20 protein-coding genes are annotated in these 23,610 nt (G+C 34.2%); 10 read left to right on the top strand and 10 right to left on the bottom strand.

The genetic code is table 11. The features are described from left to right. Positions 1 to 130 precede the first annotated feature (130 nt). Entirely contained in the window at positions 131 to 562 is a 432-nt protein-coding gene (locus tag KMW28_RS03250; RefSeq protein WP_169664916.1) for a MerC domain-containing protein, read from the top strand. Positions 563 to 582: 20 nt separating this feature from the next. On the opposite strand, the gene KMW28_RS03245 is transcribed toward KMW28_RS03250, so the two are convergent. The 5 genes from KMW28_RS03245 to KMW28_RS03225 form a co-directional block, all read right to left on the bottom strand. Then, on the bottom strand, positions 583 to 2,829 hold the full coding sequence (locus KMW28_RS03245; protein WP_169664917.1) for a serine/threonine-protein kinase: 2,247 nt from the start codon (positions 2,827 to 2,829) through the stop codon (positions 583 to 585). Beyond that, positions 2,829 to 3,386 (bottom strand): ECF-type sigma factor, encoded by a 558-nt coding sequence (locus KMW28_RS03240; protein ID WP_066210177.1) that lies wholly within the window; start codon positions 3,384 to 3,386, stop codon positions 2,829 to 2,831. Before KMW28_RS03240 ends, KMW28_RS03245 begins: the two co-directional genes overlap by 1 nt. A gap of 127 nt (positions 3,387 to 3,513) precedes the next feature. Continuing rightward, complete coding sequence (locus KMW28_RS03235; protein WP_169664918.1) at positions 3,514 to 4,449, bottom strand: DUF1989 domain-containing protein; 936 nt, start codon at positions 4,447 to 4,449, stop codon at positions 3,514 to 3,516. Positions 4,450 to 4,742: 293 nt separating this feature from the next. Further along, a complete protein-coding gene (locus tag KMW28_RS03230) occupies positions 4,743 to 5,138 on the bottom strand; it encodes a hypothetical protein (RefSeq protein ID WP_066210179.1) in 396 nt (131 codons plus the stop codon). 123 nt (positions 5,139 to 5,261) lie between these two features. Further along, positions 5,262 to 6,614, bottom strand: coding sequence for an alpha-L-fucosidase (locus tag KMW28_RS03225; RefSeq protein WP_169664919.1), 1,353 nt, complete (start codon positions 6,612 to 6,614; stop codon positions 5,262 to 5,264). 453 nt (positions 6,615 to 7,067) lie between these two features. Between KMW28_RS03225 and KMW28_RS03220 the strand changes: the two genes are divergently transcribed. Together KMW28_RS03220 and KMW28_RS03215 are read left to right on the top strand one after the other, a co-directional pair. Beyond that, the gene (locus tag KMW28_RS03220; RefSeq protein ID WP_169664920.1) at positions 7,068 to 11,330 is read left to right on the top strand and encodes a di-heme oxidoredictase family protein; all 4,263 of its coding nucleotides are present in this window, start codon (positions 7,068 to 7,070) and stop codon (positions 11,328 to 11,330) included. An 11-nt stretch (positions 11,331 to 11,341) separates the two neighbouring features. Next, positions 11,342 to 11,797, top strand: a complete 456-nt coding sequence (locus tag KMW28_RS03215) for a T9SS type A sorting domain-containing protein (protein ID WP_169664921.1) — start codon at positions 11,342 to 11,344, stop codon at positions 11,795 to 11,797. Between the two features lie 373 nt (positions 11,798 to 12,170). On the opposite strand, the gene KMW28_RS03210 is transcribed toward KMW28_RS03215, so the two are convergent. After that, positions 12,171 to 12,329, bottom strand: a complete 159-nt coding sequence (locus KMW28_RS03210) for a hypothetical protein (protein WP_169664922.1) — start codon at positions 12,327 to 12,329, stop codon at positions 12,171 to 12,173. 258 nt (positions 12,330 to 12,587) lie between these two features. Between KMW28_RS03210 and KMW28_RS03205 the strand changes: the two genes are divergently transcribed. Together KMW28_RS03205 and KMW28_RS03200 are read left to right on the top strand one after the other, a co-directional pair. Continuing rightward, positions 12,588 to 12,950 carry a hypothetical protein gene (locus tag KMW28_RS03205; protein ID WP_169664923.1) on the top strand — a complete coding sequence of 121 codons (363 nt, stop codon included), beginning with the start codon at positions 12,588 to 12,590 and terminating at the stop codon, positions 12,948 to 12,950. Between the two features lie 214 nt (positions 12,951 to 13,164). Continuing rightward, the gene (locus KMW28_RS03200; protein WP_169664924.1) at positions 13,165 to 14,394 is read left to right on the top strand and encodes an aspartate aminotransferase family protein; all 1,230 of its coding nucleotides are present in this window, start codon (positions 13,165 to 13,167) and stop codon (positions 14,392 to 14,394) included. Here the strand turns inward: KMW28_RS03200 and KMW28_RS03195 are convergent. Further along, on the bottom strand, positions 14,391 to 14,543 hold the full coding sequence (locus KMW28_RS03195; RefSeq protein ID WP_169664925.1) for a hypothetical protein: 153 nt from the start codon (positions 14,541 to 14,543) through the stop codon (positions 14,391 to 14,393). The genes KMW28_RS03200 and KMW28_RS03195 overlap by 4 nt on opposite strands. 180 nt (positions 14,544 to 14,723) lie before the next feature. Next, positions 14,724 to 15,404 (bottom strand): YjjG family noncanonical pyrimidine nucleotidase, encoded by a 681-nt coding sequence (locus KMW28_RS03190; protein WP_169664926.1) that lies wholly within the window; start codon positions 15,402 to 15,404, stop codon positions 14,724 to 14,726. A gap of 305 nt (positions 15,405 to 15,709) precedes the next feature. On the opposite strand from KMW28_RS03190, the gene KMW28_RS03185 reads away from it, so the two are divergent. From KMW28_RS03185 to KMW28_RS03170, 4 genes are all read left to right on the top strand, one after another. Next, a complete protein-coding gene (locus KMW28_RS03185) occupies positions 15,710 to 17,014 on the top strand; it encodes a dihydrolipoamide acetyltransferase family protein (RefSeq protein ID WP_169664927.1) in 1,305 nt (434 codons plus the stop codon). 429 nt (positions 17,015 to 17,443) lie between these two features. Next, positions 17,444 to 17,833 (top strand): hypothetical protein, encoded by a 390-nt coding sequence (locus KMW28_RS03180; RefSeq protein ID WP_169664928.1) that lies wholly within the window; start codon positions 17,444 to 17,446, stop codon positions 17,831 to 17,833. 855 nt (positions 17,834 to 18,688) lie between these two features. Further along, complete coding sequence (locus KMW28_RS03175) at positions 18,689 to 19,081, top strand: hypothetical protein (RefSeq protein WP_169664929.1); 393 nt, start codon at positions 18,689 to 18,691, stop codon at positions 19,079 to 19,081. Between the two features lie 756 nt (positions 19,082 to 19,837). Continuing rightward, positions 19,838 to 20,230, top strand: coding sequence for a hypothetical protein (locus KMW28_RS03170; RefSeq protein ID WP_066210189.1), 393 nt, complete (start codon positions 19,838 to 19,840; stop codon positions 20,228 to 20,230). Positions 20,231 to 20,343: 113 nt separating this feature from the next. Here the strand turns inward: KMW28_RS03170 and trpA are convergent, their stop codons facing one another. Beyond that, on the bottom strand, positions 20,344 to 21,120 hold the full coding sequence (gene trpA / locus KMW28_RS03165; RefSeq protein ID WP_169664930.1) for a tryptophan synthase subunit alpha: 777 nt from the start codon (positions 21,118 to 21,120) through the stop codon (positions 20,344 to 20,346). Between the two features lie 202 nt (positions 21,121 to 21,322). Between trpA and dapF the strand changes: the two genes are divergently transcribed. Further along, complete coding sequence (gene dapF / locus KMW28_RS03160; RefSeq protein WP_169664931.1) at positions 21,323 to 22,102, top strand: diaminopimelate epimerase; 780 nt, start codon at positions 21,323 to 21,325, stop codon at positions 22,100 to 22,102. Between the two features lie 78 nt (positions 22,103 to 22,180). On the opposite strand, the gene KMW28_RS03155 is transcribed toward dapF, so the two are convergent. Beyond that, complete coding sequence (locus tag KMW28_RS03155; protein ID WP_169664932.1) at positions 22,181 to 23,602, bottom strand: T9SS type A sorting domain-containing protein; 1,422 nt, start codon at positions 23,600 to 23,602, stop codon at positions 22,181 to 22,183. Positions 23,603 to 23,610 lie beyond the last annotated feature (8 nt).

Here is a 23,610-nt window from a genome sequence, read left to right as displayed (position 1 = left end):
GGAGCGAACCAAACCTGCTACCTACTACCTGCTACCTCCTACCTAAAAAATTAGGGCTTTCCCAATCTTTCCCGCATATGGTAATGAAGGCATCAAAAACCTTCCATTGTTTCATCAAAAAATTATCATCATGTGCTCTTTCAAAAACACTTTAGAAAAAAATTCGGATCAGATTGGAATTACTGGATCGTTAATTTGCTTAGTTCATTGTATACTGACTTCGGGAATAATATTAGGGAGTTCGTTTATTTCTCATCATGCCCATCACGGACATCATCATCATCACACTTTTGATTTTTGGGGTATTGTCGATTTATCTATGATACTCGTTAGTGGAGTAGCGGTCTACTTTGCGACAAGAAAATGCCTTAAACACACACATTCTAAATTGATGTGGATATGCTACTTAGCGTATTTAGCCACTACGATATCAAAATACTTAGGTTTTGAGCCGATTGAATTAAGTCTGATATCTTATGCAGCATCAATTTCTTTAATTGGATTACACATTAAAAATATCTGGAAAGCTAGAAAATCACTACTACACCAAAAGGCTATTTGATATAGATTTCTAGAATGTTATCACCCATAAGCATCAAACTTTTTCCACTCTTTATAAGCATCGTCGGCTGTCCATGGATAGCGTTCGGCGATGCTTTTTAATGCATCAATAAATGTGTCAACATCAGATGGCCTTTCTGAAACATTGAAGCTGACACTCCTAAAAAATAAGTGAATCAATTCTGATGGAATATCCTTTCTTTCAAAGATATCATCCTGAAGAAGTGACTGAATCGAATCTTCCCCTTGAAGCATCTTTTGAGAAATCAATTCCACAATATATTTACCCGAAAACATGTACAGACCTACCGCCCCTAGGGCATAAATATCTTGACGCACATCTGCATTAAATGGATCATGTAGACGTTCGGGTGCCATAAACATTGGTGTTCCTCCTATTCTATTTATTTTGGTTTGCTGACTCATGGTTGTATTCTGATCTTTCACCAATCCAAAATCAAGTAATTTGATAGTATCACAGGCGCCTCCTTGATTACACACCATAATATTAGCAGGTTTAATATCTCGGTGTAAAAGTCCTTTCTGATGTGCTTCCTTCAAACTATAACTCACCTGAAGCAAAATATACACTCCTCGTCCAACACTAATTTCTTTGTTATGATAGAGCAGATTTTCTAAGGAAATTCCCTCTAAATATTCCATCACATAATAAAATTGATGCTTATTATTATGTCCGTAATCATATACTTTTATGGTGTTAGGATGATTTAATGATGCCGTCACCATCACTTCTTTTTTAAATCGATCGAGCGCATCGGTACCATTCAATTCCTTCTTCAATAATTTAACAGCAACAGGCTGCTTGAGTAATTGATGTTCTCCCTTATATACCTCACCAAAGCCTCCTTCTCCAATCTTTTCGACTAACTGATATTGTCCCAATTGCTGTAACTTTGAGATCTTTTTATTCAGTAAATTCAACTGCATATCGCTTCGGATAATAATCACTCCAAAAACGATAATCAGGACAACAGCAAGCAAGAAAGTAACATCAAATAGATGGACAGATTGATAAAACTCGCCTTTATTTCTTTCGTAGATCAAACCAATATTTAAATCGGGAAACCATTTCCATGCTCCCACAACTTCATCACCTAAATAATCTGCATATCCGGCTAAGATTTGACCTTGATTTTGTGGTGAATCTTTTTCTAAATCTTCTTCCACCCCATCCAACAAAGCTGTAGTTTGATTATTATACTTTAGTTTAATCGTCAGTGGATCGTTAAAAATACCTTTCGATTGATCTTTCCAAGTACTACTCAAAACTATGCCCGACCGATTAAAAGCATACACATTGGTCGATTGCTCGTGAAGGGCATTTTGAAATAACTCACTAAATGTTTTATCGGCGGATAAACTCATTGTAAGCACCCCAATAAGTTGGTTATTGACCATAATCGGAGTAGCAAAATGACATTCGGCCGTGTATTGGTCCAACTCATTTTCTAAACTAAATACTTGATCAGAAAGCTCCATTGGAGGCACAAATACCGTCTCTCCTTTAATTACCTTCAGGTAATTTCTATAAGCACCTTCTGCCAACATTTCTCCAGTGAGAATGGAAATGTCTCCTTCCTCATCGAGTAATCCTGTACTAATTAAAGTAATTGGACTTTTGGCCTGAATGATACTCATCCCTAAAAGCTGCTCTCTCTGACTTATTTTCTTTAACCTTTGAGTAAGCTCAGCTAATTTTCGATCATCTGATGTAAAATAGGTATCTCCGTTTTTTTCGTATAAAGTTTGTAATTCCTGAGCAATATCAATAACAGTAGGAGCAGTGGACAGATCTTGTACCTTTAGTTTTTCGCTCTTGATCCAGTGATTTAAAATAGATTCCTGAGCGGTTAAAAAGGCCACATGCTCTCGAGTCTCATTACTGATAAGTTTGTTTCGAATAATGGTGCCATACACATACCCTAAAAGAATTATAAAAGCAATCACAGACACAATCAGCCACGTTTTTTTATCTTTTATTGGAAACCGTGTCTTTGTTTTTTGAATCGTTTTTTCAGTAATCTCCTTTTGCAACAAAGGTGATGTTTCAACAGTTGCTTCTTCCTGTTCAACATCACCAAAGTTCTCTTGTTCCTGAACAAAAGAAAGATACAGCTTCAAGGTGTAGTCCCTCAATGCAGTATCTTCTTCCGTTTGATTTTTAATATATTTGATGGCTTCCTTCTTGGGAAGTTCCATTACCTGACTAAAAAGTTCGGTTGCTTTTAAATGTAAGTCATCCGACATTATACTTCCTTCGTTAAAAACATTTTGATCCACTGTTTGGCAACGGTCCAATCCACCTCAACAGTTTTGATAGATACTCCTAATTCATCTGCAATCTCTTGCATTTTCATTCCTCCGAAGAATTTTAATTCCACCACCGTCGCTTGGCGTTCATGTTTTTCTTTGAGGTGTTCAATAGCTTCATCTAACGCTAAAGCCATATCTCCTCTTTCTGGTGAAAAAGCTACTGTTTTTTCCAAATCGACTTTATGCCAATCACCCCCTCTTTTAGCGGTATTTTTGGTACGGGCATGATCCACTAATATTCTTCTGATGGCTCTTGCACCTAAGGCATAAAAATGGGTTCTTCCCTGCCACTCAATACTGTCTTCATCCACCAAATTCATAAATGCTTCATTCACCAACAGTGTCGGTTGAAGCGTATGTCCTGCTCTTTCTCTTTGAAAAAGTTTTTCTGATATTAAATGAAGATTATCGTAAACCAATGGATAAATCTTATCTGTTCTATCCTTATCTGTCTTACTGTTCAGAATCTGAGTGATATTATTTTTTTCCATAGTGAAAGTGAATTAGGGTAACTAAAGTAACGAATTATAATTAGAAAGTAAACGATGAAATAAATGCAATGATGATAACGAAGTGGACGTTGCAATGCAACGCCCATACTTTTTCTAAATCTAATTATTAGATCATCGGTTTAGCCGATACATCTTTTGAGAAGATTCGATCATAAATTTTATTTTCCCAACCATGGTTGATATTTAAATGATTGTTAGAATAAGGTGCAATGCCTGTGTCTTCTACTGTAATGTAAACCGGATTAGGATCTGCTTCAGGAAATGGCAATGCCTGATCTGCATATGGGCAATTACTTACCACCACATAACAATCTTTTTCGGCATAAAACTCTACTCCTGTGCCATCAGGAACAGCAGGAGATGGTGAAAGGAAACATCTTGTCATACCATTTTCATCCTGACCAAATCGATTCCCTTGAAAAATATTGATGTCGTTTTTATCAGCAAAAAACTGTACAATTCTCTTTCTTTCCTCAGGATCTTCAATCGCCTGAATGGCTGGAATTCTACTAAATCCATGAATAAAGTTTTCATGACAGCTATTTACGTTGGCTTCGGCGCCGTGGGTCATCTCAATCCACTCTGGGCAACAGTGGGCCGCAAAAAACATATGTGCTGTATCTTTATTATCAAGTAATTCATAGGGGAACTCATCAGCCACCACAGTAGCAATTTTCTCCATGAATTTACTTTGTGTCCAAACACCAGAGAATAGTTTCAAGTTTAATCCTTCAATGGGACCATTATTTAAATGATCACTCCATTGCGATAAATCGGGAGTCACAAACTGAACATCTAAGATCTGTGTTCTTCCATTATGAAGACTTGGACGTTGTTCGAAACGAATCACCTGACCTTTCTTAAGTGGAAAAGCATTTCCTGTATGAGGCAAGATCATGTCCGAATATATTTCTTTACGATTTCCTTTTGTATCGATCACTCGGTTATAAAAATCGTAATTCACCTTACACTTTTCTTGGTAAGATTTTACTGGATCTACATCTGCTTGATAATTGGCTTTGTTTTCTGTTTGATTACACATAATTGAAGAAATTTTAATTTTTAATTGTCTTTCACCTACATAGGCGGGATCTAATTCAAAACCCCTAAAACTTTTTAAAAAATTTTCTTCAGGCCATATTTCCAAGTTTTGGAAATATGGAGAGATGAGATATTTCCTTATTTCCAAAAAATGTGAATATGGATATAAAAAAGCAGCTCCCAAATAAATGGAAGCTGCCAGGTTCAGAGTAATTAAACGGGTAAGAATCAGTGTCAATCATCATCTAAAACTTATTTTCGTTCATTCATTGATGATGTCTGATTCTCCCTAGGTTATATCTTATCTTGATAGGTTTGAACTACCTCATCATTTTTCATTAAAGAGATTTGAATCTCCTTAAAACCTGATTTTTCAAATTCAAAACCATGGGATTCTTTTACATAATCGCAAAACAATTTAAAGGTCTCCTGACCATTAGCTGTATCACAATATTCCTCAAACATATCTGGAGCCCAACCCAACATTTCAGATAAAGCTTTAATATCCATTTCAACAAATATTAAATCACCTTGGTAGGTTGCTCTCCCCATTTCAAACTGAGCATTAAATTCTTGAATAATTTCTTTTTTATCATCGGCAGGTATTGTGTTGTCTGCTTTTACCATTAAAGAAAATACCAATGAGAAAAATACAAATAGACCGGAGAATAGTAAATGAAACTTTTTCATAAGAGATGATTTTTTTGATTCAACCTCTTATATCTGTGCATTTAAAATGTCACCGAAAAAAATGAGAAAATAAAAAAAGAGTGAAGTTTCCCCCACTCTTTCTTTCATCTGTATCAATTTACTTTAGTCATTCATCTCAACAGCATGACCAATTCCTCTGTATAATTCTACTTCACCTTCTATCTCCACAGCAATTACAGTAACATATTCGTCTGCAATATCTTCTGGAGTAAAAATCTGTACAATACCAGGAATTTCATTCCAAGGAGCTGAGTCAATCACATTATATTTTAACTCTTGGTTGCTTCCTACTACTCTAATGTTTTTGATTTTGTTCTTCACACCTTTCAATGTCATGAACTCACTAGGCTTTTGGAAATTGTACAAGTATATGATGTTTTTATTCTCAGATAAAGTGGTTGGACCAAAGAAGTGACCGTAAGGCAAGCCTGCGATGGTTCCATGTACTGCTTCATCATGTTTTTTAATCCATCGACCAATGTCTTCCAAACGTTCCTTTTGCTCATCGGCAATTGTACCGTCAGGTTTTGGTCCAATGTTTAATAATAAGTTACCTCCTTTTGAGATACTTTCTACAAATGTCTCCACAATATATTTAGACGATTTGTAATCCGTGTCAGTTGGGAAATATCCCCAGCTTGTATTCATTGTCATACACAACTCCCAAGGACGGTCCGGAGCCATAATTGGAGGATCTTGTTCTGGAGTGTTATAATCACCATAATGATTTAGGCGAGAGTTGACAATAACGTTTGGATTCCAAGATAATAAAGAGTCTTTCACTACTCTCGATGGCCATTCATCTGCTTTGTGTTCCCAATCACCATCAAACCAAACTAAATCTGGAGTGTAATTATCAAACAACTCTTGCATTTGATTCATATTAAAATGTTGGAAACGTTGCCAAGCGGTCCAATACTTCTCTGTTTTTCCTTGAGGGTATAACTTTCTCAAAGTTTTCTCATTTCTTGGGAAAGTAATTGGAGAATAATCTGGATGTGACCAATCGCATAACGAGTAATATACACCGACTTTCATTCCGTTATTTCTAACAGCGTTTACAAAAGGTGTATATAAATCTCTACCAGCAGCAGCATGATCCTTAGCATCCAATTTAGAATACTTGGAATCCCAAAGTGCTAAACCATCATGATGTTTGGAAGTCATTACGACATAATCAGCTCCAATGCTCTTAAAAAGCTGAGCCCAAGCTTCTGGATCGTAGTTTTCAGCAGTAAATTTTTCCCCTTGTTTCATGTAGTCTTCCCATGTGATCTTTTGATGATACATCGACCAAGACTCACTAATTCCATTTACACCATAGTACCCCCAATGGATAAACACACCCAATTTAGCGTCTTTAAACCATTGCATTCTTTCATCGTAAGATTGTTGTCCAAAAACAGTGAATGCAGTAATAGTTGATACAATTAGTGTTAGCAGTAATTTTTTCATTTATACTTTTCATTTAATTGATAATAGTCGCATCAAAGAACTTGAAAAGAATAGAATTAGTAAACATTTTTAATCATAAAAATTGTCAATAGTATTAAATATAAAACGTAATCAAACAACCGGTTTAAATGGCTTATACAATCAAATAGATCAAAAATCTAAGGCGCCATATCATTAAAAAACTACTTCTATTATGATCGTCAACCACCCTTATCTCTCTTATTGTAGTCTTTTTATCCATAAATAAGCTATCAACTACTACATCAATTTAAAATTACGTTTCATTCATCATTACACTTATCACTGACGTTATAAATCACTGATTAAAAAGGTTTAAAGTAGAAAAAACGTATCGGTTAACTGAATATTTGTAGTACATCATAATTAGTATCCGACTTCCTCAAAAAATAAATTTTGGACTTAAATGAATTGTTACTTTTAACTACAACTAAAATGAAGGAATTAATTACCAAGTTTTGCAGGACTAGTCCAACTGCAAAGAATGGTTTCAGAAAACGGAATCGTTCAGGTCAATTTAAACGACCTTTCTTTCTGGCTGCTTTATTTATATTCATATCAAGTGGCCTAACTCAAGCACAGGATTATGGTATTGAAGTAGACAATGGATCTGCTACAATTTATTTTAATGATCAGAATTGGTCAGGTGAATGGAATTATATCTGCCTTGGCAGCAATTGTCAATCTGGTACAAAAGTCGGTAATCGTTGGGAAAGAAATACCTCAGGAATTCAAGTAGGCAATGTTTATGATATTCAATTGAAAATCCAAGACAATGCATCAGGACAGTACATTTCTGATATTTATAGTGTTACTGCTGTAGAAAAAGGAAGTACTCCTCCTCCAACACCTACATGCGATGATGGCATTCAAAATGGTGATGAAACAGGTGTCGATTGCGGTGGGTCTTGTACTCCGTGTGCAGTCACACCTCCACCTGTAGCAGAACGTAAAGTAGAATCTGAACTCGCTTCTATTCTTGGTAGTGCTTCTATCTATGATGATCCCTCAGCATCAAATGGAAAAGGAATTGCTTACATTTCTGCTCAAGGTGCTGGTTTTACTATTCAAAATGCTCCATCATCTTCATCAATAGAAATTATTTATGCATCTGAATTGAGTGGAGAAATTTCTATTTTCCGAAATGGGGTTGATGCAGGTAATGTCACTTTTAGTTCTACTGGATCTTGGGTAGGTACTTATCAAAGTGCAAGTGCAAATATCAATATTGAAGAAGGAGATACTTTCTCTGTGATCTTTCAGACAGGTGATGCCGCTTTAAACATCGATTATATCAATTTTATTGGTCAAGCCACACCTCCTGAACCTTGTACAGGATTAAATAACCCTCAAAATGTATTTACAAATGTCACCACAGTAAATGAAACATCAGATGGTGCATTAGACGGATCGGTCACGTTTAATTTTAATAATGTAAATAACGACTACGATTCTATTCTATTTTTCTTTGATGGAGATTCAATAGTTGCCGGTATAAATGAAGGGGCTGTTACTTTCAATAATAAAATGGCAGGAAGCTATACTGCTGGCGTGAAATGGAATAATGGAGATTGTTCTACTTATTTAGGAACTGTAACCATAGGGTCTTGTACTAATGGAATTCAAGATGGAAATGAGGTAGGAATTGATTGTGGAGGAGTTTGCCTTGAATGTGAAACACCTCCTGTACCTACATTTGAAGATTTGGTTGTTTCTGTTGCCAACTCTCCTACTCATGGAGAATATTTGATAGCAAAATATGGAAATCAACCTGCTTTGGCACTTTACACTTGGGATAATGATACCAATGAATTTGGCAGCTGCTCAGGAGGTTGTGCAGACAATTGGCCTCCTGTAATGACTGACGCCAAATCACATCTAATTTTACCATCTTCACTTCCATCTGGAGTAACTGGTGAATTTGGTCTTAGTGGAACATGTGACGGTCAACTTCAACTTACTTTTGATGGTCAACCCCTTTATTATTATGCTGGAGATAACAATGAAAATGACACGAATGGAGAAGCAGCGGGTAATGTTTGGTGGTTAGTCAAAGAAATAACCACAGATACTTGTTCAGACGGTATTCAAAATGGTGATGAATCTGGAATTGATTGTGGTGGTTCTTGTACTCCTTGTCAGCAACCGCCAGTTAGTGGTGGCGGATCTTGTAGCGAATTTGGTTTAACGATAATTGATGGACAAGGTGTTCTTTATTTCAGCGAAGAAGCTGGTACGGCTATTTATCTATGCGTAAATGGCGGTTGTTACCCTCCTGATGTTCAAGAAGACGGATATTATAAACGATTTGTTCAGATTTCTGCTAATACAGATTATACAATCAAAGTTCAAGGAAGTAACGAACAAGAAAAAGTTGCACAGGTTTCACAGTGTTATTTTGTGCCTACTTGTAATGATGGCATACAAAATGGTGATGAAACTGGGGTTGATTGTGGTGGTAGTAGTTGTAATGACTGTCCCACTTGCGAAGACGGTATTCAGAATGGTGAAGAAACAGGTGTGGATTGCGGTGGTCCCGATTGTGTTTCTTGTGATGTTGTTTGTAATGGAACACCTAACCCTAATACTACTGTAGCTAAACAAGACGAAAGTTTTGAAGGTGAAAATGATGGTATTCTGACTTTATCATTCGATGATGTACAGGGTAGAGATATTTTAGAATTCTCTATTGATGGTGGCCTTTCTTATCCTTACAGTGAAAGTGATGCCTTAAAATGGATTACCATTACAGACCTGGCCGCTGGTAGTTATCATATATTTGTCCGTTGGGGAAATGGCGGAGAATGTCCAATTGATTTGGGATATGTATCTATTTTAGAAGGAGGTCCTATTCCTACATGTAGCGATGGGATTCTAAACCAAGGAGAAGAAAGAGTAGATTGTGGCGGGCCTTGTGCTCCATGTGAAGTGGATGCTTGTGGTGAAATTCCTTTGGTATTGTACCCTACTCCTGCATTACCTACTCCAATCGAAGGGATAGCACCTGGAACTCATGGCTATACATTTGATTTATCCACAGACTTATCAACAATATCTGTGGAATATGGACAAACTATCGGTATACAATCAGATGGTAACCCAGATTTTGAATTTTTCTGTTCTTGTAACCAAGTAGAATTTGAAGGTATCAAATTGAATGAGACTAATCAGGTACCAACTAAATGTCAATCTGCAGGTACCTTCTATTACTTCTTCAGATATAAGAAAAAAGGGTATATGACAGACGATCCAGGTGATCAATACATGTATTCTTCTTTGTTTACAACAGCAGGTCCTAGAATCGATCCGAATACACGACCAACCATTGCATCTGTGGGAGCCAATTGGATGAGATTCCGTCACCCACATGCTTATGATGGCATCACTGAAGCCATTTTTGATGCTGTACATAATGCTGATCAATTAAGATATTTAGACCGTTATGAAACGATCATCACAGATGGTCCAGGTAATCTGAGAATCGATCCTCAACTGACTTCTGCGAATGGAACATTCCATCCGCATACAGGTGCTCCTGTTACCCCTGTTAGAATTGATATTTTAGATATTGGAGATTCTCCAGCTCCAAGATATGCCACTACTGTGGGGGGAGTATCAGGTACTACTTATGCTGACTTAGGTCCTGGATATAATTATGGTAATATGGTGAACTATGAAATTACTGCTGTGGCTGGTGGATCTGGTGCACAAACCTATAATACCCTTCAAAATTACTTTATAGGAGATGGTTTCAATACTTTAGGCGACCCAAGATTAGCTTCAGCCGGTAAAGCATCTACTTTAATGATTCTTCCAAGTTTAGCTACTGCCGGCTATAATGAGAGGAATTATAATTTAGAGCGTGATGCTGTATTCACTCAACATCTCATCACTTTAGAGAGCGAAGATGATGTAGACGATTTCTTAGAAGGGCATCATTTATTCCATGGGGTAATTCACAGAAGTGAAGCAAGTGGTTACAATCAGTTCCAAGTGGATTTAGATGAGGCGAAAATCGGATCTACTTCTTGTGGTAGTTGTCACTTTAGAGATGGTAGAGGAGCTGAAATTACCAACACACCTCGAGGTCCAAGAGTGGCGCCACCAGTATTTGGTATTGGTTTATTACAATGGGTTGCTGGAGCTGAAGCAGGTTTACGCTGGGATGGTGGAGTGGCAACCGTCGAAGATCAAGCAAGAAATGCTTTAATAGAGGACCATGGTATTAACCCTGATACAGATATTTCTAAAGAAGATTTCGATCAGATTGTAGCTTACACCAAATTCTTAACGGTACCAACACGTTCAGCGAATTCTTACAACATTCCTGGAGTTGAAGAAGGGGAAATTGCTTTCAATACTGTGGGTTGTGCTTCTTGTCATCAAGTCACTCAAACTACTAGAACCGATGCTCCAAAAGAATTCCGTGATTTAGTGATCCGACCTTATACAGATATGAAAATACACAATGTGTATAATGGCAATTTTAGAACACCTGCTCTTTGGGGAATGGGTAGAAACATCGATTTGCTAGAACGTAATGGAAAAGCTAACTTATTTATGCACGATGGTACTGCAACTTCTTTAGAAGAAGCAATACAATTGCATGGAGGAGAAGCCTCAGATGTTAGAGCTGCCTACAATAATTTATCAGATGCTGATAGAGCCAATGTGATCAAATTTATTAAATCACTTTAATCAAGAATCAAATGAAAAAAATAATTTATATAAGTATTTGCTTCACTCTTCTGAGTATCAACTTCATGTATGCTCAAAGTGTGGCTTCCATAGAGGTAAAATGTCCTCCATGTCGACCTGTAATGGGCTGCGATCAATGTTTTGAAAATCAAACAGCGGCCAACGAAGCTTGTAATTCATCATCGGCTAGATTTATAGATTTAGAAAATGAGATAAAGGATTTGAATCTGAATATTTATCCAAATCCAAGTGCAAATGGCGTATTTACAATCACTTCTGATCAAAAATTAATTGGTCAAATTAAAGTATTCAATCCACTTGGGTCTTTGATAAGTCAATTTGATATTCAAGAAGTCAATAAACTCCAATATGGTAAAGAAATGAATTTACCAACAGGTATTTACATTCTGGTGTTTACCAATGCCAATGGAAAATCTATATCAAAAAGAATGGTCGTAGATTATTAAACCTATATTGTTCTAAACAAAAAGGGTATCCTGTAAAATGGATACCCTTTTTCTATATCAGATAACCTGATATTTTTTAAACAAAAAAAGCTTGGAATTATCCAAGCTCTTTAGTCTCATTTTTAATTGGTGTCCATCTTTCGATAGACGAAGGTTACTTTAATCATTTTAATATGATAAAAGCCCTTTATGATTTTTTCTAATACAAATTTGGTTAAAAGTTTTTACTTATTTACAAATAATTTACTTAATAACATTAAAGTGAATTAATTTATTTGATTAATACCATTAATTAGTAACATAATACACAATGGACAAAAAAAGGTAACCCTCCTAAAGGTTACCTTTCAATATTTTTATCTTCAAATCTTGATTAATTATTATGCGGATCAGGCGTAATTTCAATTGGATTTGAAGGCTCTACTTCAATAGGATTCGAAGGAATTCCTGCCTCTGGCTGTGGCTCCTCTGATGAAGAACATGAAGCAAAAAACATCATACCGAATATAGCTGAGAATAATAACTTTTTCATAATATTAGAATTAAAATTGTTTTGTTTAATTGAATCTACAACTACATAAACGCTGTTATTTTCCCCTTCGATTTCCCAAAAAGGATCGAGTTGTTCCTAAAAAAGACCAATCAGCTATCTAACAGTTTAATAATGACTATGTTATTCCATTTTAGAACGATTTTACGCACAAGACGAACGAAAATCTAACTTAAATCAATATCTTTCGGTATAATTTTACCATATAATATATTTGTGACACTTAAATTTGAAATTGAAATGAAAAAGTACTTAGTAGTATTATTTGCTGTAATGTTTTCTTTGACAGCATTTGCTCAAGAAAAAAAAGGTGGAAAGCAAGCAGCAAAAGCCACTAAATATGCTGAACTAGCTCAAACTGAATTCAACCTAAGCGATGAGGCAAAAAATAAAGTTTTCGAATTGAAACTAGCTCATCAAAAAGAAGCTTCTAAATTGGCTAAACAAAAAAAATCTGGAGAATTAGCAGTAGAAGATTTTAAAGAAAAGCAGAAAGCACTTAACAAATCGTATGCTCCAAAATTTGCAGAAGCAATGGGAGTATCGAAAAAAGAGTATGGAGCTTTTAATAAAAAAGTGAAAGATGAAATGAAAAAGAAATAATTTCATTTTAAACTTATTCTAATAAAGTCTGTATCCACATCATGTACAATTATTAATGATGGATACAGACTTTTTTATTTATTCTTCATTTCCTAAAAACTATTATACCTAGTTATTTATACTTACTAACATCAAATAGCTATTTATATGTTGATAGTTGATTAAATTTGTGAATAATTTGTCCGGTTTTACACTTGTATTAAAACTTATCAACATGGATATCTCGAATAAATCAAATAAAGATATTTTTTATCAACATCAAGCACAGACGTCTCCATATCCATTGGGAATAGAGATTGATCATGCTAAAGGTGTATACATGTATGATGTAAATGGCAAGTCGTATATGGACTTAATTTCTGGAATTGCTGTGAATAACTTAGGACACGGGCATCCAAAAATTACAAAAGCCATTAAAGATCAAGTGGACAAATATTTATTTGTGATGGTCTATGGAGAAATGGTCCAAAAACCGCAAATCGATTTAACCAAAAGTTTATTATCGGTTTTACCGGATACTTTAAATGCTACTTACTTTGTTAATTCAGGAACGGAAGCTAACGAAGCAGCCTTAAAGTTGGCTAAAAGATATACAGGAAGAACTGAATTGGTGAGTTTCAACCGTTCCTACCATGGTAATACGCACGGTTCTTTAAGTGTGTCTGGCAACGAAGTGAAAAAGAATGCTTTCCGTCCCCTACTTCCTGATGTTCGTTTTATTGATTTCAATAAAATCGAAGACCTTCAGTACATTACCGAAAAAACAGCAGGAGTAATTGTTGAACCTATTCAAGGTGATGCAGGAGTTAGAATACCTTCTATTGATTACATGAAAGCCCTTAGAGCACGATGTACAGAAGTTGGTGCTCAACTTATTTTTGATGAAATACAGACAGGTTTTGGTAGAACAGGTAAATTCTTTGCCTTCGAACATTTTGATGTTGTCCCCGATATTTTAACTATTGCCAAAGGTATGGCAGGAGGCATGGCTATGGGATGTTTTGTTTCTTCTCAGGAAAAAATGAAAGTCCTTTCTCATGATCCTATTTTAGGACATATCACTACTTTTGGTGGACACCCTGTTTGTTGTGCTGCATCAAATGCAGTGATCAACACACTCAAAGAAGATAAAATAATCGAAGACGTAGAAAGAAAGGGTCAACTTTTTGAAGACCTTTTATCCGGACATCCAGAAATTAAAGAAATAAGAAGGAAAGGATTGATGTTCGCTATCGATATGGAAAGTTTCGAACTCGTAAACGATGTTGTGACTACCTGTATTGAGAACGGTGTGATTACCTATTGGTTCCTTTCGACTCCATATGCATTTAGAATCGCTCCACCTTTAATTATATCTGATGATGAAATTAGAGAAGCTTGTAAAGTGATCCTAAATGCTATAGATACTTGTGTTGTTAATCGTAAGAAGAGAATGGAGTCTTAAACAGTTTCACCATGTTTAATTTCCCAATCAATCATTTGTTCTCTTAGCCAATCAGAAGCTTTTTTCCATTTTCTACGTTTCTGATCGTTTTGACTGATTCTCTTGAATGCAAGTTCTCTATCTACGTTTGCTTTTAAATTTGCTGTCATTGTGTTGATTAAGTATGGGTATTTGATAATATTTACAAACACAAATATAGTACTTATAACACTTAAAACAACTTTTTAAAATTAAATTTTGAACAATTTAATGTAACAAAGAAAACAACACCTAATCAACAAGTTACCTTACCAACACTACACACTTAAAATGTTTAACTACAAACTACTTTAGAGTATTTGTTTTATATCAAGAAGATTTTGAACATTATAATCTCCAATAGATTCATCCTTACCATAATAGATAGTCTTCAACCCATAGTCTTTTGCTCCTTGTATATCTGTTAAAGGATTATCACCTATCATTATAGAATTCTCGATACTAGCCTCAGCTTGTTTTAAAGCAAACTCGAATATTTCCTTGGATGGTTTTTTATAACCACATGACTCTGATGTTACTATCACATCAAAATATTTATCTAAACCAGTTGTTTGTAGTTTAATAGCTTGGGTTTTATCAAATCCGTTGGATAAGATATGCATTCGATATTTACCTTTTAGATATTCAAGCAGTTCTAATGATCCTTCGATTAAATGTGGTTTATGTGGACATATTTCTAGGTACTCATCTCCTATTCCTTCTGGACAATCTGAAGGAGATAAACCTACAATTGTATAGGCTGAGGGAAATCTCTTTAACCGAATGTCTTCTTTTGTTACTTTATTGACATTATAGAGATGCCATAATTCATTATTGACCTTTTTATAAGCCAATAGAAAATCTTCTACAAGCACTCTACCATTGCCAATATTATATTTGATAAATAATTGTCTCAGTGTCTCTTCAGAATTTTTTTCAAAATCCCATAAAGTATGGTCAAGATCAAAAAATAGATGTTGTATGTTTTGCATTCTTATCAAGGATATTTTTATATAAAGGATACAAAAGTCTTAAATGAGTGTAAGTTTTGTAATCACCATACGAAATTAAATAATCGGTCTTCAAAAACAGGGATCTTGGAATTATTAACAAAACAAAACAGTGAAATATGTCATTTATCATCATAAATGTAAAAAATACACGAATTTTTCTCTAACAGTTTTATTACCTTTGCACAAAATTTAGCAGAATACATGTTAGTGTGATTTTTATTTTTTGATAAACCTCTTTATGAACTACATGTACTAAACTAGAAAAGACATAATAAATTATATATATGGCACAAGTTGAAATGATTCTTCCAGCAATGGGAGAAGGGGTTATGGAAGCTACCGTTTTGGAATGGCTTAAAGAGGAAGGCGATAGCGTTACTCTTGACGAGTCTGTAGTAGAAGTAGCCACAGACAAAGTGGACACAGAAGTACCTGCAACTATTGAAGGAGTAATCAAAAAGATTCTTGTTCAGAAAGATGATGTGGTACAAATCGGTGCTCCAATTGCTATTGTTGAAACAGAAGGAGCAGATGATGCAGATGCAGAAGAAGCACCTAAAGTAGAAACACAACCAACTAACAACACTACTGCAACTAATGAAGCAGTATCAGAAAACACATCACAAGAAATTGTTGCCAAAAGCGGAAATCGTTTCTATTCTCCTTTAGTAAGAAACATTGCTAAAACTGAAGGCATCTCTCAAGACGTTTTAGACTCTATTCCTGGTACGGGAAAAGATGGAAGAGTTACAAAAGACGATATGATGAATTTCCTTAAAAATGGAAATACTTTATCGGCTGCAGTTGCACCAACAAGACCTGCTACACCAACACCTGCTCCAGTAGCTAAAGCAGTTGCTCCTGCCGTTTCTATGGATAACGGCGACGAAGTGATTGAAATGGACCGAGTAAGAAAAATGATTGCTGACCGTATGGTTGCATCTAAGCAAATTGCACCACACGTTACTTCTTGTGTGGAAGCAGATCTTACAAATGTTGTGGTATGGAGGAATCAGCAAAAAGCAGCGTTTAAAAAGAAAGAAGGTGCAAACTTAACTTTCATGCCGATTATTATCTCTGCAATTGCAAAAGCAATTAAAGAATTCCCTAAGATTAACGTTCAGGTAGATGGTTCTAAAATCGTAGTGAAGAAAGATATTAATATAGGTATGGCTGTAGCTTTACCTAATGGAAACTTAATTGTACCTGTAATTAGAAATGCAGATAGATTAAGTTTATCAGGTTTAGCCATTGCTATTCAGGATTTATCTGTACGTGCTAGAGAAAATAAATTAAAGCCAGAGGAATTATCTGGAGGTACATACACTGTATCTAACATTGGTTCTTTCGGAAATACAATTGGTACTCCTATTATAATGCAACCTCAAGTGGCAATTATGGCTGTAGGTACTATTCGAAAAAAACCAGCAGTTATCGAGACTCCTCAAGGCGATTTAATTGGTATTAGACAATTTGCATACTTCTCTCATTCTTATGATCACAGAGTGGTAGACGGAGCCCTTGGTGGTATGTTTGTTAGAAAAGTAGCTGATATTCTTGAAAATTGGGATGTCAACCTAACAGTATAATTAGATTAATCACTATTCGATTTCGTATTATCGAATAGTAAATGATAAAATTGAGAAGGTGTTCTTTTTAGGACACCTTTTTTTATAGAGGAAAAAATCAGAATACACGAACAAATGTTAATTATTGAACTTTTTTATTAATAACAATGCAAAATATTATTTCAATTAAAGCTCATATCACCATTTTATCAAATTGATGTTTCGTTTATTCACATTTATATGAAATTTTCTTTGGCTTCTGTGTTTTTTTGTACGGATATGAACATTGTGTGTATTATTCGATCAATTATTTGATGTTTAAATGATGTATTCCTACCACAAAATCATCACTAAAAACTGATTTACAAACAGTTAACTAACTATGGCATCAGATTAGTATTTCCTACAGTGTATTGGAATTAAAATCGAACTACAAAAACATATACCATCATGAAAAGCTTAAAAAATATCATTGCCCTTTTAATTATATCATTATTTACTTTCGGAACATCATTCGCTGATAATGTTGATAATGAAATAACAAAACTACGTGAGTCAGTTGAAAATGCGTCAGCAAACGACTGGCAGCTATATGCAAATGCAGCTGAAAGATGTATTGAATTACGTTCGAATTTAAGTGAGGCCTACATTTGGATTGAAAGAGCAATCGAAATTGAGCCAAACGCATCAAACCTAGAATTAAAAGCTGATTACCTTGTTGCCAATGGTGCAAACGAAATGGCAGTAGAAGCTTACAGAACTGCTATCTTAAAAGGTCTATCTGAAAAAGGTTATGATGTAGAAAAAGCACAGAAAAAAATGTTGTCTGTAATGAGATAACTTAAAAGATATACAATAATCCATTATCTATTTTAAAGCTACTCCATTTGGGGTAGCTTTTTTTATTTCTGGTCTTTTTACATAACCATTCTTTATATCATTAATAATATAAATAAGGAGTATTACCTGGAATATCACAAAAGAAAAGTGGATGAGAGTTTCTTAATCAGTATTTCTATTATCTAATCCCAAAAGAGGAATTGTGATCACTAAGCATTTACTTTCTTACTTAGGCATTATAAGCTCTTCAGAGAAAATGAAATGATACTACTGATTAAGAGAAGAACTATTCACTTTTAAACAACAATTTCAAAATTCTATATTAGAGTAACAAGGATAATTTGATTCAATTTTTAGACGTTTTTCAAAACCGAACACAAACGCACACAAAAACTATTACACCTATATTAATTAAGACATCATCAATAAATTATTTTTTATTTTATTCATTTTTACAATATCAATAATTTATTGCCTTAATTTTTACGATTTTCACAAAACTATATATCAATCAATAATAAACGTACAATAAACACGACTCTACCTACAATACAACACAGAATAAATATACTAACAGAAGTTAATAAACATGTATTTTATTTTAAATGAAGATCAACAAATCAATAAAAACAGAATAATATTCTGATTTCACATTGAAATGTGATCGCTTTTGAACAATGTGTCCAAAAATGCTAAAAAAAGTAGGTCATTTTTACACTTAAAATCGACAAAACTCCCAAAAACACAACACAAATATCTGATTATCAGTATTTTATTTATTTTTGGCAAGTTTATAGCAATACTGTTCATGTATTCAATCAAAAGAATTAAGACAACAAAAAACATATATCAATCATGAAAGCTTTAAAACAACTTCTAGTATTTGCTTTAGTAACATTCCTTGCAGTAAACACTTCTTTTGCAAAAGGAAATGAAAGAGATGACAACGAAATTAATCAACTTCGTGCATCAGTAGAAAATGCTTCTGCTACAGATTGGAAAGTGTATGCTGAGGCTGCTGAAAGATGCATCGAATTGAAAGCTAATTTAAGTGAAGCCTATATCTGGATTGAGAAATCTATCGAGATCAACTCTAACTCTGAGAACTTAGAAGTTAAGGGCGACTACCTTAAACTAAATGGAGCTAAGAAAATGGCTATCGCTACTTACAACCAAGCTATCTTAGCTGGTATGAATGAAGGTCGTGATATCACTAAGCTTCAAAAGAAAGTATTAAGATTGAGATAATCGATATATATATAGTAACTCCTATGAAGAACAGGTTCAGTAATGAACCTGTTTTTTTATGTCTATACTTTATATATATGTATAACTTTTAATTGAGTGTTATTTTATGCCATCTTGTAGTAGCATTAATTAGGTTTATATTTAATACTCTTCTTTTATAATATATATAGATGTTCTTACTTCTGGTTTGATCACCATTCCTATTTAAGAACTACTCCTCCTGCATCATTTCGTACAACCGTACACCCTATTATTTTACCTTTTTTCAAAAACGAACACTTCTGAACACAGAATAGCTTAACAGCATCTATTTTTAAGACATCCTCAAAAAATATTTTTTATTTTCCTTATTTTTCGAAATTTATCAAATAACAATGTGGGTTATTGAAAATATAACAATAGATGATTGTGATAAATATTAAACGTACAAAAAACACAACTTCAATAAATTTAAATCACAGAATATAATTTTAAATAAAAGTTAATAAACATCTAATTTATTTTAAAATCAAGTTAATCAAAACTCAAAAACAAAATATTATTCTGAATTAGCATCAAAAAGTGATCGTTTTTGAACAATGTGTCCAAAAATGCTAAAAAAATTAGGTCATTTTTACACTTAAAATCAATAAAACAGCAAAATTACCCACACAAACAATTAATTATTAGACACTTATATGTTTTTGGCAAGTTTATAGCAATACTGTTTATGTAATCAATCAAAAGAATTAAGATAACAAAAAACATATATCAATCATGAAAGCTTTAAAACAACTTCTAGTATTCGCTTTAGTAACATTCATTGCAGTAAACACTTCTTTCGCAAAAGGAAATGAAAATGATGACAATGAAATTAACCAACTTCGTGCTTCAGTAGAAAATGCTTCTGCTACGGATTGGAAAGTATACGCTGACGCTGCAGAAAGATGCATCGAATTAAAAGCCAACTTAAGCGAAGCTTATATCTGGATCGAGAAATCAATCGAGATCAACTCTAACTCAGAGAACTTAGAAGTAAAAGGTGATTACCTTAAGTTAAACGGAGCTAAAGAAATGGCTATCGCTACTTACAACCAAGCTATCTTAGCAGGTGTAAACGAAGGCCGTGACATCACAAAACTTCAAAAGAAAGTTTTGAGATTAAGATAATTAGATATCAAAAATTGGAACATCTATAAATAAAAAAACTAGTTCTTCATTGAACTAGTTTTTTTTGTGCCCATCAAATTTGATGGGCTTTATTTTTATATTCTATTCTTTGGTTATTCTCCTTTGATGGACTTCACAAAACCTTGAATATCTTTATTTAAATCTTTTGACTGACCAATTAACTTCACAAATGCAGAACCAATAATTGCTCCGTTAGCATAAGATGAAGCCTGCTTAAATGAAGCATGATCTGAAATACCAAAACCAATTAATCTTGGGTTTTTCAGGTTCATACCTTCAATACGCTTGAAATAATCGATTTGCTCTTCTGAAATACCTGTTTTTGCACCTGTAACACTTGCAGAAGACACCATATAAATAAAACCTTCTGTATTTTGGTCTATTTCTACAATTCTATCTTCAGTTGTTTGTGGTGAGATCAAGAAAGTATTTCTGATACCGTGAGCATCAAACATTTCTTTTAGGTTGCTTAAATACTCGATCATTGGTAAATCAGGAACAATAATTCCATCAATACCTACTCTTTGAGCATCTTTACAGAACTTTTCTAAACCATATTGCATAATCGGATTGAAATAACCCATTACTACAACTGGTACATCAACTTCCTCTCTAAATCCTTCTAATTGGGCGAATAGCTTTTGCATAGTCATCCCATTATCTAAAGCTTGCATATTACTTTCTTGGATCGTAGGGCCATCGGCAACAGGATCTGAAAATGGAATACCGATTTCGATCAAATCTACTCCACCATCTTGCAATGCTTTTAAAACAGTTCTTGTATCATCTAATTTAGGATATCCAGCCGTAAAGTAAATGTTTAACACATCTTCCTTTTTACGTTGGAATAGTTCATCTATTCTATGCATCTCTTTTTCTGTTTGTTATTTGGCGAAAATACACAGATCTGATGAAAATTTGATACAAAATGGGAAAAACTAAAGATCTCTTTTTTAATTTATATGGATTTATAACAAGCAGTGTTATTTTTGTTTACTTTCTAAGTTATTTTTTGGAATAATCAGAAATAGAATACTTTTGTGACCTAAATTTTAAAGAAGGAAAGAAATAATGATACATTTTTGGAAATATCAGGGTGCAGGAAACGATTTTATCATGATCGACGATCGTGATGCTACTTTTGATATTAACGATCATGAAAAGGTGGCATTTCTTTGTCACAGACGTTTTGGTGTAGGTGGAGATGGACTTATTCTTATCCGCTTGAAAGAAGGATACGATTTTGAAATGGTGTACTTTAATGCAGATGGGCATGTAGGTACGATGTGTGGTAACGGCGGTCGCTGTGCTGTTCGATTTGCACATACATTAGGTCTATTCGACACTACCACTTCTTTCTGGGCTGCTGATGGTGCTCACGAGGCTACTTTGGATGAACAACAATTGGTTCATCTTAAAATGAATCCTCCGGGTGAAATTGAGGTTAATGCAGATCATTATTTTATGGATACGGGTTCTCCTCACTATGTACGTTTTGAAAAGGATTTAGATAACTTTGATTGCGTTACTGAAGGAAAAGCTATTCGCTATAACGAACGCTTTGCAGAAGAGGGAACGAATGTAAACTTTGCACAGGTCACTGGATCACAATCATTGAGCGTTAGAACCTACGAAAGAGGGGTCGAAGACGAAACATATGCTTGTGGTACTGGCGTTACAGCTTGTGCTATTGCTGCTAATATTGAACATGGTATGGAAAGTCCTATTCAGATTAAAGTGCTGGGTGGAGACTTAGCTGTTGGCTTTAAAAAAGTCGCTGAGAAAAAATATACTGATATTATTCTTACAGGCCCTGCCACTCCAGTATTTAAAGCAGAAATTGAAATTTAATACAATAAAAATAAACATATGAATAAGGCTTAATCACTTTGTGATTAAGCCTTTTGTGTTATTTTGAAATTTGAATTCTTATTGATGTTGTATAATCATATGTTGTCTTTTTATTAATCGTCCATGATCAAATATTAAAAGTACATATTGACCATTATTGATATTTTCAACATTGATGATATGGTGATTTCCCATGCCATCATTTACCTGAAATAAATTGATTTTTTGACCAGTGCTAGCCGCAACTAAATCAATTTCTAATGTATTCGTTTCATTTGAGGAAAAATCAATATTAATTTCACGATCTGAAGGGTTTGGGTAAATAACTATTGGACTTTCTGTTTCAGTTAAATGTCTCATTATGATTTCAGTACTCCAAGACTGTACTGCTCCATCAAAATCAACCTCACTCAATCTATAATAAATATGTCCATTATGAACCTCATTATCAATTACATTATATTTCAATTCTACTGATGAATTTCCAGCTGCACTAATATCTTTTCTTACTTTTTCATAATGCTGACCATCATATGATCTTTCCAACTCAAAATGATCAGAATTAGATTCAGATGCTGTTGCCCAATGTAAAATCACATAATCGTCTTTCACTTTAGAAGTAAAAGTTTCCATTTCAATAGGTAAACTTATGTCTATGTGGTTTTGTCCTAAAAATCGATCTATCAAAAACTGAGTGTGAGGGTCTATAAGTGGTTTCAAATTATCAACTTGTTGTACATTTGAATGATGATTATGAGTATATGTCATAAACTGTTGTGATCTTTGATCCATTGTACCCACATGAGTAAAGGGAGTTTTATAATGATTGTGATCAGGAGCTATGACAGACCACTCATCGTCATCGCCATGATGACGAGTATACCCTTCAAACCTTGTATTCCCTGTTACAAATAATTTAGGATGGTGATGGTGATCAGTACCTGTTCTAATTTGAACATGATTATGAGTAGTAAAATTTTTCATTACTAACATTTCTCCATAATTATAAAACCTTAAAGTTTCATCTTCATCAAGTTTTGTTGGTCCATTAAGATTAAGATTACCAGCAACGACAGTTGTTCCATAATTTTTAAAATTCATTGGTTCATCATCATCACCATGTATTCGGTAATTAATTGTTAAATCTCCACCTACAACTAAATCTCCTTCTACCTTTGTTTCATCATCTTCGTCAACGGATACAATAATTATATTTCCTGTTACAAATAAAACACCTCCATGTTTTACTCGAATATAACCATGTCTTCCTTCATGATATCTTACAGAAGGAGAAGTGTGATCATATGTTGAATATAAAGAAGGCAAATTTGAGTTTGCATCAATAATTAAATTACCATCTATCTGTAGAGTATCATAATCATGAACCACTACACGATTATATCTTCCTCCTGAATGATGTATTACTTGCTTAGCAAATAAATTTGAAAAGGTAAAGACAAGAATACTCATAAAAAAAGGTAGCAACTTCATTTTTTTCATAACAAATT

The organism is Flammeovirga yaeyamensis, assembly GCF_018736045.1.
Classification (GTDB): domain Bacteria; phylum Bacteroidota; class Bacteroidia; order Cytophagales; family Flammeovirgaceae; genus Flammeovirga; species Flammeovirga yaeyamensis.
This window is presented reverse-complemented; position numbering and strand designations above follow the sequence as displayed.

Excerpts from the sequence above, each read along its gene's own strand:
- KMW28_RS03210 (WP_169664922.1), bottom strand. The coding sequence starts at position 12,329 with ATGAAAAAGTTATTATTCTCAGCTATATTCGGTATGATGTTTTTTGCT.
- KMW28_RS03205 (WP_169664923.1), top strand. The coding sequence starts at position 12,588 with ATGAAAAAGTACTTAGTAGTATTATTTGCTGTAATGTTTTCTTTGACA.
- KMW28_RS03155 (WP_169664932.1), bottom strand. The coding sequence starts at position 23,602 with ATGAAAAAAATGAAGTTGCTACCTTTTTTTATGAGTATTCTTGTCTTT.
- KMW28_RS03195 (WP_169664925.1), bottom strand. The coding sequence starts at position 14,543 with ATGACAGCAAATTTAAAAGCAAACGTAGATAGAGAACTTGCATTCAAG.
- KMW28_RS03170 (WP_066210189.1), top strand. The coding sequence starts at position 19,838 with ATGAAAGCTTTAAAACAACTTCTAGTATTCGCTTTAGTAACATTCATT.
- KMW28_RS03245 (WP_169664917.1), bottom strand. The coding sequence starts at position 2,829 with ATGTCGGATGACTTACATTTAAAAGCAACCGAACTTTTTAGTCAGGTA.
- KMW28_RS03190 (WP_169664926.1), bottom strand. The coding sequence starts at position 15,404 with ATGCAAAACATACAACATCTATTTTTTGATCTTGACCATACTTTATGG.
- KMW28_RS03200 (WP_169664924.1), top strand. The coding sequence starts at position 13,165 with ATGGATATCTCGAATAAATCAAATAAAGATATTTTTTATCAACATCAA.
- KMW28_RS03220 (WP_169664920.1), top strand. The coding sequence starts at position 7,068 with ATGAAGGAATTAATTACCAAGTTTTGCAGGACTAGTCCAACTGCAAAG.
- KMW28_RS03230 (WP_066210179.1), bottom strand. The coding sequence starts at position 5,138 with ATGAAAAAGTTTCATTTACTATTCTCCGGTCTATTTGTATTTTTCTCA.
- KMW28_RS03215 (WP_169664921.1), top strand. The coding sequence starts at position 11,342 with ATGAAAAAAATAATTTATATAAGTATTTGCTTCACTCTTCTGAGTATC.
- KMW28_RS03225 (WP_169664919.1), bottom strand. The coding sequence starts at position 6,614 with ATGAAAAAATTACTGCTAACACTAATTGTATCAACTATTACTGCATTC.
- KMW28_RS03175 (WP_169664929.1), top strand. The coding sequence starts at position 18,689 with ATGAAAGCTTTAAAACAACTTCTAGTATTTGCTTTAGTAACATTCCTT.
- KMW28_RS03240 (WP_066210177.1), bottom strand. The coding sequence starts at position 3,386 with ATGGAAAAAAATAATATCACTCAGATTCTGAACAGTAAGACAGATAAG.
- KMW28_RS03250 (WP_169664916.1), top strand. The coding sequence starts at position 131 with ATGTGCTCTTTCAAAAACACTTTAGAAAAAAATTCGGATCAGATTGGA.
- KMW28_RS03185 (WP_169664927.1), top strand. The coding sequence starts at position 15,710 with ATGGCACAAGTTGAAATGATTCTTCCAGCAATGGGAGAAGGGGTTATG.
- dapF (WP_169664931.1), top strand. The coding sequence starts at position 21,323 with ATGATACATTTTTGGAAATATCAGGGTGCAGGAAACGATTTTATCATG.
- KMW28_RS03180 (WP_169664928.1), top strand. The coding sequence starts at position 17,444 with ATGAAAAGCTTAAAAAATATCATTGCCCTTTTAATTATATCATTATTT.
- KMW28_RS03235 (WP_169664918.1), bottom strand. The coding sequence starts at position 4,449 with ATGTGTAATCAAACAGAAAACAAAGCCAATTATCAAGCAGATGTAGAT.
- trpA (WP_169664930.1), bottom strand. The coding sequence starts at position 21,120 with ATGCATAGAATAGATGAACTATTCCAACGTAAAAAGGAAGATGTGTTA.